The 12,533-nt window shown below is 53.3% G+C and carries 11 protein-coding genes; 9 read left to right on the top strand and 2 right to left on the bottom strand.

Features of this window, described 5'->3' with window-relative positions; all coding sequences use genetic code 11:
- Nucleotides 1-111 precede the first annotated feature (111 nt).
- On the top strand, nt 112-684 hold the full coding sequence (locus WF513_RS00690; RefSeq protein ID WP_339080824.1) for a DUF6436 domain-containing protein: 573 nt from the start codon (nt 112-114) through the stop codon (nt 682-684).
- A 261-nt stretch (nt 685-945) separates the two neighbouring features.
- On the top strand, nt 946-2,445 hold the full coding sequence (locus WF513_RS00685; protein ID WP_339080823.1) for a methyl-accepting chemotaxis protein: 1,500 nt from the start codon (nt 946-948) through the stop codon (nt 2,443-2,445).
- On the opposite strand, the gene WF513_RS00680 is transcribed toward WF513_RS00685, so the two are convergent.
- Complete coding sequence (locus WF513_RS00680; protein WP_339080822.1) at nt 2,435-3,466, bottom strand: AraC family transcriptional regulator ligand-binding domain-containing protein; 1,032 nt, start codon at nt 3,464-3,466, stop codon at nt 2,435-2,437. The two genes, WF513_RS00685 and WF513_RS00680, sit on opposite strands and share 11 nt — an antisense overlap.
- Nucleotides 3,467-3,581: 115 nt before the next feature.
- Here WF513_RS00680 and WF513_RS00675 point away from each other — a divergent pair, with 115 nt between their 5' ends.
- Nucleotides 3,582-5,966, top strand: coding sequence for a penicillin acylase family protein (locus tag WF513_RS00675; protein WP_339080821.1), 2,385 nt, complete (start codon nt 3,582-3,584; stop codon nt 5,964-5,966).
- A gap of 98 nt (nt 5,967-6,064) precedes the next feature.
- Here the strand turns inward: WF513_RS00675 and WF513_RS00670 are convergent, their stop codons facing one another.
- On the bottom strand, nt 6,065-7,030 hold the full coding sequence (locus WF513_RS00670; RefSeq protein WP_339080820.1) for an integron integrase: 966 nt from the start codon (nt 7,028-7,030) through the stop codon (nt 6,065-6,067).
- 168 nt (nt 7,031-7,198) lie between these two features.
- Here WF513_RS00670 and WF513_RS00665 point away from each other — a divergent pair, with 168 nt between their 5' ends.
- From WF513_RS00665 to zapE, 6 genes are all read left to right on the top strand, one after another.
- Entirely contained in the window at nt 7,199-7,666 is a 468-nt protein-coding gene (locus WF513_RS00665; protein ID WP_339080819.1) for a hypothetical protein, read from the top strand.
- Nucleotides 7,667-7,742: 76 nt separating this feature from the next.
- Nucleotides 7,743-8,099 carry a hypothetical protein gene (locus tag WF513_RS00660; RefSeq protein WP_339080818.1) on the top strand — a complete coding sequence of 119 codons (357 nt, stop codon included), beginning with the start codon at nt 7,743-7,745 and terminating at the stop codon, nt 8,097-8,099.
- 100 nt (nt 8,100-8,199) lie between these two features.
- Nucleotides 8,200-8,499: a hypothetical protein gene (locus WF513_RS00655; protein WP_339080817.1), complete on the top strand. Its 300-nt coding sequence runs from the start codon at nt 8,200-8,202 to the stop codon at nt 8,497-8,499.
- 971 nt (nt 8,500-9,470) lie between these two features.
- Complete coding sequence (locus WF513_RS00650; protein ID WP_339080816.1) at nt 9,471-9,851, top strand: DUF2511 domain-containing protein; 381 nt, start codon at nt 9,471-9,473, stop codon at nt 9,849-9,851.
- A 145-nt stretch (nt 9,852-9,996) separates the two neighbouring features.
- The gene (locus WF513_RS00645) at nt 9,997-10,392 is read left to right on the top strand and encodes a hypothetical protein (RefSeq protein ID WP_339080815.1); all 396 of its coding nucleotides are present in this window, start codon (nt 9,997-9,999) and stop codon (nt 10,390-10,392) included.
- A gap of 515 nt (nt 10,393-10,907) precedes the next feature.
- Nucleotides 10,908-12,401: a cell division protein ZapE gene (gene zapE / locus WF513_RS00640; protein WP_339080814.1), complete on the top strand. Its 1,494-nt coding sequence runs from the start codon at nt 10,908-10,910 to the stop codon at nt 12,399-12,401.
- The last annotated feature ends 132 nt before the right edge of the window (nt 12,402-12,533 follow it).

Here is a 12,533-nt window from a genome sequence, read left to right as displayed (position 1 = left end):
TCAATCATGCGGCGTGCGCGCAGGCGATCCGGCACGGCGTTATCAGGCTGCGGATATTCTGCTGTCGCATCAGCCATGGCAAGCTACTCGCCTGTTTGCTGAAGACCGACCATGACCTTACCCACGCGCAAGACCCTACTCGCCAGCTTGCTGATCCTGCTCTGGGCCGTTTCCATGCTCTACGCCTATTGGTGGTATGAGGCGCGCTACCTGCGCAGTTTCAGCGATCAGACCGCACTGTTTTATGGCGAAGCGTTGCGCTTGCCTGACGAGCTGGCCGGCCCCGGACCAATCCGTTTGGTGCATTTTTGGGACCCCGCCTGCCCGTGCAACATCGGCAACCAACAGCACTTGGCCGACTTGATCGAGCGTTTCGACTCTCAAGGCGTGGCGTTTTATTCCGTGCAAAAACCCGACAGCAATGGCCAGTTGCCCAGCACCTTAGATGCCCTGCTGCCGCTCTCCGCACTACCCGGCAGCGGGCAACTCCCCGCCAGCCCAGCGGTAGCCGTCTGGGATCGCAGCGGCCAGCTCGCCTACTTCGGCCCCTACAGCGAAGGCGCCACCTGCACCTCCAGCAACAGCTTTATCGAGCCCATTCTTGACGCCCTAATCGATGGCCGTCCGGTGAATGCCAGCAACACCCTGGCCGTGGGCTGTTTTTGTGACTGGCAGAACGACTAACGACCGCGGGTCATCTCGCCTACAACGCCAATCAACTGCTAGTGCTGGCACACGATACAGAAAGGCGAAAATCCGTATTCATTCCTAAACTGTTCTTGCCGATACATTAATCACAACACCCCGAGGCTGAATCAGGCCACACCAGACAGCCTTCAAGAATACGTTGCCTAGGCATCGCACACGACTTAGCCAGCCAAAGCAGCTACCCATGGATGATCGCTTAACCCACAAGCCTTTATAACCATTCCAGAGTCCACCGTTATGTCTGATACGAACTCACTCCTCGAACAGCATTACCGCAAAGCCGATCGCATCATGCTGGGTGTACTGTGGCTGTTGTTCTTCTCCTCGCTTGGCCTCGCGGCTTGGCATAACACCTGGGGCCAAGCGCTGCTGGTCGGCGGCGGAACAGCCTTGGTGGTGAACGTGCTCAATCAGCTCATCGGTGGCCAACGCCTGTTTCGTTGCGTAATGGGCGCCGCGTTTATGGTGATGACCGCCCTGCACATCAACCAGGCTGACGGCATGCTGGAAATGCACTTCGGCATCTTTGTGCTGCTGGCATTCTTGGTGTATTACCGCGACTGGCTGCCTATTTTGGTCGCCGCCACAGTTATTGCCGTGCATCACCTGAGCTTTTCCGCCCTGCAATCGCAAGGGGTTGACGTGTTTGTGCTGCAAAGCGGCAGCTGGCCGATCATCTTCCTGCATGCGCTATATGTGGTGGTAGAGAGCGCAATTTTGATTTACCTAGCGGTGCAAACCCACGCGGAGGCCGTTGAAAGTGCAGCGTTGGCGCACGCTGCTGGCAAGCTCACCGAGAACAATGACGAGATCGATCTCAGCTACCGCAGCAGCGCGCAGGGCAAGGTCAGCCAAGGCTTCAACCGCTTCCTCGACACCCTCGATGAATTAGTCGGCGAAGTGATCAAAGACACGCAAGGCTTGCAGCAAATGGGCGACAAGCTGGTGCACGCCACCGGTAATTTGCGCACCGGCGCCGACAAACAGCAAGGTGAAATCATCTACATGAGTTCGGCCATGCTGCAGATGAGCACCGCCATTGATGAAGTGGCCAGGCATGCTGACGGCGCGGCAACGGCGGCACAAACCGCTAACCAACAAGCGGCCGAAGGCAGCAGCTCGGTCAACCATGTACGCAGCGAAATCGGCAAGCTGGCCACACAAATCGATGTAACCGAAACTGAAGTGCAAGCGCTGGCCAGCCAGTCCGAAAAAATCGGCAAGGTACTGGAAGTGATCCGCACCATTGCCGACCAAACCAACCTGCTCGCGCTTAACGCCGCCATTGAGGCTGCGCGCGCGGGTGATCATGGTCGCGGCTTTGCCGTAGTGGCTGATGAAGTGCGCAATCTGGCGCAGAAAACCGCGCTGTCCACTGCTGAAATCCAACAAATCATCAGCGGCCTGCAACAAGGCAGCCGCCAAGCAGCAAGTGCCATGCAAGCAAGCCGCGACAGCGTGCGCAGCTGCGTACAAGACAGCCAGGCCACCGCCGAGCTGCTCAGTGCGGTGGCTCAAGACATCAACGCCATCACCCAAATGAACGAGTTGATCGCCGCCGCGACTCACGAGCAAGCCGCCACCAGCGCGGAGGTCAGCCAACACCTGCACAGCGTGCAGAAAGTGGCTGAACAAACGCTCACTGGTGCCCAAGAGCTAAACAGCGACGGGCAAAAACTCAGCACCGTGGCCGAGCGTTTAAGCGCGTTGAGCAGACGCTTCCGCGTCAGCCGCTAACGCGATAACCCTGCGGCGTGTCGCCCTGCCAGCGCCGAAAGGCGCGGTAGAACGGCGACAGCTCAGCAAAGCCGCAGGCGCGTGCCACTTCACGAATGGGCACGCCGTTATCCAGCAAACTTTGCGCACGCATGCGCCGCACCTCATCGTGCAACCGGCGGAAGCTCTGCTGCTGTTCAGCCAGTGCCCGCTGCAAGCCACTGCTGCTAAAACCAAGGGCTGTGGCGGCGCTCGCCAGGTCACACAGCTGCACCCCCAGGTTGACCTCCAGCCAATAACGCACGCGATTGAGCAGCTGGTTTTCCTCTAATTCAGCCAGCTCCTTTTCTGCTTGCGCCCACAGCACTGCAAACACTCGCGGGTTAGCACTGCGCGACGGTCGGCTGAGCCAGGCGCGCGGAAAGCGCAGAGCATCATGGCGCTGCTCAAAGCATGGCTGCAGGCCCAGTAAACGACGATGCTCACTCTGCCGACGCGGCGCACCATGCCGAAAATCCACCCCGCTGAGCTTAAAGCGACCGTCGTTATTGATGCTGGCGAGCATCTTTTGCAGCAATAACGCCAGGCATTCCATCTGCTGACGCAGCGAGCCGACCCCGCGGTAATTAAGATCAAAAATCAACTGCGCTTGCTGGTCATCCAACACCAAGCGGGCGGCAAACCCACCGGAAAGAATGTGCTGAAAGCGCAGAAAACTCTCCAGCGCTTGGCTCAGATCGCGGCTGGCCAACATCAGGTAGCCGACCACATCCATCGGGCGCGGCTGCATGGTTTCAGCCAAATGCAAACCAATGTCGACATCACCGCTGATACCCTCTAGTGCCTGCCAAAAGCGCGGCGCGTTGTCGTGGTCTTCGCGGGCACTCAGCAGTGGCGGCGCCAACACTAAACCCTGATAAGCCTGCCGATAGGTGTCGGTGGGGTCCAGACGCAGTGCGGCCAGCGCCTCATACAACAGGCGGCGCAAGGTTGAAGAGTGGGTCAGCGCGCTGGCCATGCTGCTGTGCAGATCGTGGTGCATAACGTCCTCGTTAATTGACCAAAGACTTTCACGCCTGATGCGTCCGGTCAATGCCGCCAAGGCCTGCAATACGCACAATGGCCAAGCTGATAAAACTCATAACAAGGAACACCCGATGAAACGCACCCTGACCGTACTGGCTGTATTAGTCGCCGCCATTGCCGCTGGCACTTACGGGTACATCGACAGCAAGCAGCCGCAACGTCACGGCGAGCTGCAGTTAAGCGCCCTGCAAGCGCCGGTCACGGTGGATTACGACGAGCGCGGCGTGCCGCATATCCAAGCGCAAAACGAGGCGGATATGTACCGCGCCCTGGGCTATGTGCATGCTCAAGACCGCCTGTTTCAGATGGAAATTTTGCGGCGTTTGGCCCGTGGTGAATTGGCCGAAATCCTCGGCAGCAAGCTGGTCGACACCGACCGCTTGTTCCGCACCTTGGGCATTCGTGAACACGCCGACCGCTACGCCGCGAAGATGGACATGAACGCACCGTCGAGCAAAGCGCTGCTGGCCTACTTGGACGGCGTCAACCAGTACCAGGCCAACCACCCGGCACCGATTGAGTTCGATGTGCTGGGGATTGAAAAGCGCCCTTTCACCACCGCCGACACCCTCAGCGTTGCCGGTTATATGGCCTATAGCTTCGCGGCCGCCTTCCGCACCGAGCCGGTGCTGACGCATGTGCGTGACCAGCTAGGCGCCGATTACCTCAAGGTGTTCGACCTCGATTGGCACCCGCAGGGCGTGATCAAAGCAACACTGGCCGCCGGTGATTGGCAAGACCTCAACGCCATCGGCGCGCTCAGCCTCGCCGCTTTGGAAGAGGCCGGCCTGCCGCAATTCGAAGGCAGTAACGCATGGGCCGTTGCTGGCAGCCGCACCGCCAGCGGCAAACCGCTGCTGGCCGGCGATCCGCATATCCGCTTTGCCGTGCCGTCGGTGTGGTACGAAGCCAACTTGAGCTACCCCGGTTTTAGCCTGTACGGCCACCACCAAGCGCTCAACCCCGTGGCCTCGCTGGGGCATAACCGTGAGTTCGCCTGGAGCATCACCATGTTCCAGAACGACGACCTCGACCTGATCGCCGAGAAAACTAACCCAAACAACCCCAATCAAGTTTGGTATCGCGGCGAGTGGGTCGAGCTGCAAAGCCGTACAGAGCAGATCACCGTCAAGGATGCCGAACCGGTCAGCCTGACCATCCGCCGCTCGCCGCATGGCCCGATCATCAACAGCGCCTTGGGCGAAACTGCCGGCAGCACACCGATTGCCATGTGGTGGGCGTTTTTGCAAACGGAAAACCCCATCCTCGACGGTTTCTACCAACTCAACCGCGCCAACACCCTGGATGCCGCGCGCAGCGCCGTGGAAAACATCGAAGCCCCCGGCCTGAATATCGTCTGGGCCAATGCCACGGGTGATATCGGCTGGTGGGCTGCGGCAAAACTGCCGCGCCGCCCGGTCGGGGTCAACCCCAGTTTTATCCTCGACGGCGCCAGCGGTGAAGCAGAGAAAGACGGCTACTTCCCCTTCAGCGCCAACCCGCAGGAAGAAAACCCCGCGCGCGGCTATATCGTCTCGGCCAACTACCAGCCGGTATCGCCCACCGGCATGGCCATCCCCGGCTATTACAACCTGGCCGATCGCGGCCAGCGCCTGAATGAGCGCCTCAGCGACAACAGCGTTAAGTGGGATGTGAACAACAGCCAAGCGCTGCAACTGGAGCCCGGCACCAGCTACCCACAACGCCTGCTCGCGCCGCTGGCTGCTGATTTACGCGCCGCCGCAGGCGATGCCGACGAGCACGCGTTGGTCGAGCAACTGCTGAGTTGGGATGGCCAACACACCCTCGACGCCACTGCCGCCACGCTGTTTAACCAGCTGGTTTATCAACTGACGTTTGAAGCCATGGCCGACGAATTGAGCGAAACCTTTTTCGCCAACCTGCTGCAAACCCGCGTACTCGACAGCGCCCTGCCGCGCCTAGCTGGCGATGCCAACTCGCCGTGGTGGGATAAACGCGGTAGCGATGCCATAGAAACCCGCGCTGACACCGTCAAAGCCGCGTGGCACGCCAGCCTCACCCATCTGCGCAGCACCCTCGATGCTGATTCCGTTAAATGGGCCTGGGGCAACGTGCACACCCTCATCCACAGCCACCCGCTGGGCCAGCAAAAGCCGCTGGATAAGCTGTTCAACGTCGGCCCATACGCCGCGCCGGGCGGCCATGAAACCCCGAACAACCTCTCGCAACCCATCGGCCCTGCGCCTTGGTCCGTGGTGTACGGCCCCTCAACTCGACGCCTGATCGACCTGGCCGACGCCGGCAGCGCATTGGGCATCAACCCAGTCGGTCAAAGTGGTGTGCTGTTTGACGCCCACTATAAAGACCAAGCTGATGGCTATATCCAGGGTGAGTACGTGCCGATGCATTTAGAGAGCGAAGCGATCAACGCCCACAGCCGCAGCCAGATGACACTGCTGCCCCACGCGGACTGAACACAACACCGAGAAGCAGGTCGCGGCGAGAAGCAACTCATGCTCTCGCCGCGCTTGGCATCGCGAATACGGCGCTGGCCTGCAGACACCCAACGAGGTTAAGCGCGATCCAGCGGGCTCAACACCGCAAGGCCACCGCGGTTAAGCACATGGGTATAAATCTGCGTCGTCTTCACATCCGCGTGCCCGAGCAGCTCCTGCACGGTGCGAATATCCTGACCGCTTTCCAAAAGATGGGTGGCAAATGAATGCCTGAGCGTGTGTGGCGTGGCCAACTTAACAATGCCCGCACGCTTAATCGCGACCTTAAATGCACGCTGCAGCCGCTTCTCATCCATATGATGGCGGCGCGTCTTACCACTGCGCGGGTCAACAGACAGCCCAGACGCTGGGAACACATATTGCCAGGCCCATTCCCAAGGGCCCTTGGCATACTTGCGCTCAAGTGCAAACGGCAAATAAACATCACCCCGGCCGGCATTCAATTCAGCGACATGACGCGCTTTAACCACAGCCAGATGTTGTTTAAGCGGCTCAATCAAACAGCGAGGCAATACCGTCACACGGTCTTTCATCCCTTTGCCATCGCGCACCACCATCTCCAAGCGGACAAAGTCGATATCTTTAACCCGCAGCCTAATCACCTCCATCAAACGCATACCCGAGCCATAGAGCAGATTGGCAGCCAACCAAACATCACCCTCAAGATTCGCCAGCGTCTGCTGCACCTCCCCAATGCTCAACACCACGGGTAAACGGCTGGGCTTCTTAGCCCGCACAACCTCACCAAGCCAAGGTAAATCCAGCTTGAGCACCTGCTTATATAGAAAAAGCAAAGCCGCCAACGCTTGGTTTTGCGTTGAGGCCGATACATTCTTGCGAACCGCCAAGTCCGAAAGAAACGCCTCAACCTCTGCAGCACCCATTACCTCGGGGTGTTGATAGTGATGAAACCGGATAAACCGCTTCACCCACTCGCAATAGACGCGCTCAGTGCGAATCGAGTAATGTTTCAACCGAATTTGCTCGCGCACCTGATCGAGTAACCGAGGCTTTTCGTCCATGGCGTATAACTCCCTTTTTTGTCAATGTACGGCGGTAAACACTAGCCTAGACGGAACACCGCAAAGCGACAAGAATGTTATCCACCACGCCCATAAAAGCGTTACTGCACCAATTGGTGTCTATTTATAGTTAGGGTAGAAATACCACACACCAGCCAAGGATAAACAATGCTAGCTATACGCCATGAAAACAGCTCGACTTCAGAAAATGTAAATAATATCTGTAGCATAATCAAAGATAACAAATGCGAAAGAGTTACATTGTTTGCAAGTCCTAAATTTGCAACCGACGACACAAAAAACTCAGATGGCCCTGAAGTAAACTTCCCACTGGTAGTTGCACTGGCTGAATACAGCATCCCAGGCGTCACAAAAATATCAGTAGTCTTTGATGGCATATTCTTAACCGCAGCACGAAAGCCGCGTTTTTTTGAGATACAAGAGTTACTCGATGCGTGCGAGCTTAGTAATAAAGTCTTCTACTCAAAGACTCGCGTCCCATTTACATCCTCGCTAACCGCAGAAGAGGCTGTGAATATTCTTTCTGGAATAACGTCTGTAGCCCCGTTTACAAAATTATCTCGGGCTGACTATTTTTCACTTCTAAGCAGCTTTACAGAGTCCACTTACCCCTAACAAATGGTTCAAATCGTTCGCTCCGCTCACTGGGACGGGCTAAAGCCCGCCCCTTAACCAAACGTTAGGATCCTTTATGAAAAATTTAGTGTACCCAATTATTCTCATTGCTCTTTCAGGTTGCGCATCTTCACCTCAAACCGAAAACAATCCAGAACTGTCATATGACAATATAAAATATGAAAACTCATCAATTCCGGCCGCCGATGCTCGCGTAAAATTTAATGAAGACATTTCATCTTGCAAGCTTAAGGCTGAAAAGCAACTTGAAGCCAGCATAAAAAATGCAAAACTGCTTGCTTCAATTTATGGTCAACCAATAAAAATTGACGATCTAAAATTAATGAGTAAAGGTCACGTAGCTATGTGTATGGCTGGAGACAAACAAACAGGCTCGGTCGGCAAAGGCTGGTCAGTAGTAAGCGGCTCCTAACAAGGCGCTCAAATCGCTCACTTCGTTCGCTGGGACGGGCTAAAGCCCGCCCCTTAGCTTAATCGTTATACACACATGCCATCTAACATCGGCGCCGCCCATGAAAGTCATTTATAAAATCACTTACCCGAACGGCAAGATTTACGTTGGCAAAGACTTAACGGGAACGCTAAATTATTTTGGCAGTGCCGATAGCAAGCTAATTGAGCGTGATTACACTCCAGAACAAATGCGTGACTTTACAGTTCGCAAGCAAATTCTCTGGGAGTCGGAAACCGCAACAGACAAGGAAGTAAATATGAAAGAAGTGGAGCTAATCAAAGAGCTACAGTCAAACAACCCGAATATCGGTTACAACCAGTGGCCAAAATTCAAGATCATTGTGCAGGCTGGCGTATAACAATGCGCTCAAATCGCTCACTTCGTTCGCTGGGACGGGCTAAAGCCCGCCCCTTAGCTTAATCGTTAGAAGCGGCTACAAATTTAGCGATTTAAATATGCAAGGAAGCATCAAAAATATGCTCAAACCACATAATCGTAATACCCATCTCTGTCCTTACGTTTTGCATAACGAGCTGAGTCCCGCCCGTTTCGGCACGCACAATGACTGACATTCGTTCTCTTTTTGGTCGGCACTCACAGCCCATCATCGGCGCGAAAGGCTTGGTTTGTATGGGTTTGCTGTGTCGGCAAACGTCCGCACGTTCGTTGCCCACCATTTCTGCTCGGCGTGAGGTACAGTTTGCGTCGTCTGCAATCTCAGTGCTCGGCTTGCCACCGCGTCTAACTACAAGTTCAAGCCGTTCGCTTCGCTCACTAGGACGGGCTAAAGCCCGCCCCTTAACTTAACGTTATAGGAATTAGCCAATCAGCTATGGACTTGTCACTAAGAAAATTCGTTCCGATATTTTGCATCAGCGCGGCAGTGGTTGCGTGGGTTAATTATTTCTCATACGAGGCTACAATTAAAATTGCGCAAGCACAATTTGATACCGTTCCCGGACAACTAATCCTAGAAATATTATTAACAATTTTAATTCATACTTTTTTATTGTCAGTAGTGCCTTTCGCTCTGGCCGCTAAAAATAAAAAAATCATTAGTTACTTGGCTCTATCCGTTATTTTATCTTCGTACATGACATCTTTAACCGGAGTAAATTTCGTAGGCCTAACAACAACCATTATCGTCCTCGGCGTATTGGTATTTTACGGCTATAAAAAGACGCAAGAGCTCTATAGATATTTTCGGGCAAAGTAGGAAATCGAGGTGAACTCCTATAACAAGCGGTTCAAATCGTTCGCTTCGCTCTCTGGGACTGCGTGCCGCAGCCCCTTAACCTAAACGTTAGGCTTTAAGCGAGAAAATCAATCATGTCTAATATTTCAAAATTAATAATACTTTCTACCTTCGGCGTACTTACTGCCTGCTCTAAGCCTGGGATTGAAGTCACAGCACAGCAGTATGGAGAAAAATGGCCTTTTAAGGTTTCATCTGGAAATCTAGAATGCAAAGGACAAGCAGTAATATTCCATACGGATGAAAAAGCATATGCCGTAAATGGCGTAGCGAAACAAAAAGGCTACAAAGATATCGAACCAATATGGAAACAAGACCCTAAGTTCTTTGAGATGGCTAACGAAATAGCAAAGTCTGAAAACAAACCCGTCCGTGACATAATAAGAGCTATGGGGCGGCCCACAAAAATAAACATCGGCCCAATATTGGATGAAGGCTTAAAACTCTGCAAATAACTACTACCCATGCACGACAAAGCCGTGCTAGAGCCAAAGCTATCCAACAGCCTAACAACTGGTTCAAACCGTTCGCTTCGCTCCCTGGGACGGGCTAAAGCCCGCCCCTTAACCAAACGTTAGGTATCACATGGAGATTTCGCGATTGCTCAAGAAACGTCAGCTCAACGTCCAAGAGCAGAATGCAATCGCTGAGCACAACCTGCTCTCAACAGCCAAGTATTGGCAGGAGCATCCGCTGCCACAGGCCCTTATATCTTGCGGTAAAGAGCGAGGCGTCTTGTGGAGTAAAGCAATAGTTCTTGAACTTGATATTGACTACCCAGGCATGCCAAGTTTATTCGGCAGAATCCTAAGCAGCACTGACCGTTTCATTGAGTTCGAGCTAGAAACAGATAACGCCCATGAAAAAATACTCTCTGTTGAGCAGTGGGATGACATCACAGGTGATATGAATTTCTCCGAACACAACAAAGGTAACGGCGTTGGATATGGAGCTATAGCAATGAAGGTGAAAAAACAGCTTTGTGGTGCCACCTAACAATTGGTTCAAACCGTTCGCTTCGCTCTCTGGGACGGGCTAAAGCCCGCCCCTTAACCAAACGTTAGGCCACACATAGAAACCGTGGGTCATCCACACAACCCCTATCTCACAAGGAATATCTAACGGACATAAGTGAACTCTTAAATAAAATTCATCCGAAAGATAATGAAGGAAATCAAACTAACGCCAATAAGGGCTCGGCTGGCACAAACCTGCAATATGACCAAGCGCAAGGGAATCGTGGAAAACAACTTAATCCAAACCAAAATAAAGTAAGTCCAGACGCCGACGACATGGATGAGGGCGATGTTTTTTGGCACGACAGCAGTGATTAATTAACCAGTGAAAGCCTAAATAAATGTTAGGACGCAAATGGGGCGGAAATCGGGGTCAGATTAAGGTTTCCCATTAATCTTCTTCTGACCCCAATTACTCGTAGACCTGAGACAATCGAAAAAAGCGGGAAGAAGCGGACTTGATCGTACTTTCCTTACCATGTTGATAAACTCATCATGTTGATGATGAAGACGGTGATGAAGAATATGGCAGCACAACATCGCGTTTCTCGGCGGTCCCTCCCGACAGGCCCCGTGACAGCGGCGTATGAACGCAAGGTGGATGCGGAGGAGGTGCGACGAGATGACGCGCAAGTCGCTCTGGCGGCAAAACTCGATGCCCTGCACGAGTCTCTTACCTCGCTCCCACCACTACCCCTGCGCACCGACAGACCGACAGAGAGCAGCTCTACAAGCAGCAGTCCGCTGTTACTGTTACTGACGCGATCCTTGGCATCCGCTCAGTCCTTTCTTCGAAAGAAATTCCATTTGTGGTCTTTTGGTCCACCACCGCGAGGCATGTACATTCATGGACCGGTCGGGGTCGGCAAGAGCTTTCTAATGGATCTCTTTTACGCGTCGGTTAATGTTCCTGATGATTCTTGCTGTAATAATGACAGCCACAGCTTCAAACACGTCAAAATTACCAAACGCCGTGTCCACGTTCATGAATTCATGCTAGACGTCCATCATCGAATCTTTGTCTACAAACAGAAGCACCCACGAGATGATGCGATACCCATCATTGCGCAGCAATTGGCACAGGAAGCCCAACTCCTCTGTTTCGATGAATTTCAAGTAACAGACGTTGCCGATGCCATGATTTTGAAACGACTTTTTTTATTATTATTAGATTGGAATGTCGTGGTGGTGGCCACCTCGAATCGCTCCCCCGATGCCTTGTATGAGGGAGGCATTAACCGATCCCTCTTTTTGCCATTCATAGACATGTTAAAACACACATTCGACATTATCTCCATGGAGGATTCCGCCAAGGATTATCGACTCGAAACTCGAGCTGATGGTCAATCCTATTTTTGGTCAAACAAGGATGTTCACGGCGATAATAATAGTGATAACAACATGCAGGCGCAGTTGAAAGAAATATTTGGTGGCACTGCATCCGAAACTGAGGCCGAGGCCATTCACGTACCCTTCGGTCGCACCGTCCAGGTCGCCCGATTGAATGACCGGTGCGCCTGGTTTGACTTTTCCGAGTTATGCTACCAACCACTCGGCGCGGCCGATTATATTTCCCTCTGCGACCGATTTCAGGTCCTCATCATGGACCGGGTGCCGCAATTAGACGCCAATCACCTCGACGAAGCGCGACGATTCGTGACCCTCATTGACGTGTGTTATGAATCTCGCACCCGCCTGGTGCTAGCGGCAAAAGTCCCGCTCGATGAATTATTTGTTGAGTTTGAAGCGCAAGTTGAAAGCAGTGATGGAAATGAAGAGTTGTTTGTCAGTGAGAAGGGGGGAAACTCGAGTTCCTTTGCGACGACCATGATTCGCACCAAAGAGGGTGAACAATTTGAGTGGTCGGCGACGGGTCGAAGTGGCGTGTCACTGGCACAATTATCGGCTGCCAATGATCTCGCCTTTTCCTTTCGACGAGCCGCGTCTCGGTTGGTAGAAATGGGTGGAAAGGAATGGGGACGGCAATGACGAAAGCTCTTTACCTTGCAAACCATTGAACCTATGGCAGATTTTTACCTAGGGAACACACGGAACGTAATTGGGGTCAGACGAAGGTTTTCGCCTAAATGTTCATCTGACCCCAATTTTCCCGCATTGGTG

The sequence above is a fragment of the Pseudomonas sp. TMP9 genome, assembly GCF_037943105.1.
Classification (GTDB): domain Bacteria; phylum Pseudomonadota; class Gammaproteobacteria; order Pseudomonadales; family Pseudomonadaceae; genus Aquipseudomonas.
The sequence above is the reverse complement of the archived record's forward strand: the minus strand, read 5'-3'. Positions and strand labels throughout refer to the sequence as shown.

What these genes read in the sequence shown, in the direction of transcription:
- WF513_RS00670 (WP_339080820.1), bottom strand. Translation starts at nt 7,030, where the DNA reads ATGGACGAAAAGCCTCGGTTACTCGATCAGGTGCGCGAGCAAATTCGG.
- WF513_RS00675 (WP_339080821.1), top strand. Translation starts at nt 3,582, where the DNA reads ATGAAACGCACCCTGACCGTACTGGCTGTATTAGTCGCCGCCATTGCC.
- WF513_RS00650 (WP_339080816.1), top strand. Translation starts at nt 9,471, where the DNA reads ATGTCTAATATTTCAAAATTAATAATACTTTCTACCTTCGGCGTACTT.
- zapE (WP_339080814.1), top strand. Translation starts at nt 10,908, where the DNA reads ATGTTGATGATGAAGACGGTGATGAAGAATATGGCAGCACAACATCGC.
- WF513_RS00680 (WP_339080822.1), bottom strand. Translation starts at nt 3,466, where the DNA reads ATGCACCACGATCTGCACAGCAGCATGGCCAGCGCGCTGACCCACTCT.
- WF513_RS00660 (WP_339080818.1), top strand. Translation starts at nt 7,743, where the DNA reads ATGAAAAATTTAGTGTACCCAATTATTCTCATTGCTCTTTCAGGTTGC.
- WF513_RS00690 (WP_339080824.1), top strand. Translation starts at nt 112, where the DNA reads ATGACCTTACCCACGCGCAAGACCCTACTCGCCAGCTTGCTGATCCTG.
- WF513_RS00665 (WP_339080819.1), top strand. Translation starts at nt 7,199, where the DNA reads ATGCTAGCTATACGCCATGAAAACAGCTCGACTTCAGAAAATGTAAAT.
- WF513_RS00685 (WP_339080823.1), top strand. Translation starts at nt 946, where the DNA reads ATGTCTGATACGAACTCACTCCTCGAACAGCATTACCGCAAAGCCGAT.
- WF513_RS00655 (WP_339080817.1), top strand. Translation starts at nt 8,200, where the DNA reads ATGAAAGTCATTTATAAAATCACTTACCCGAACGGCAAGATTTACGTT.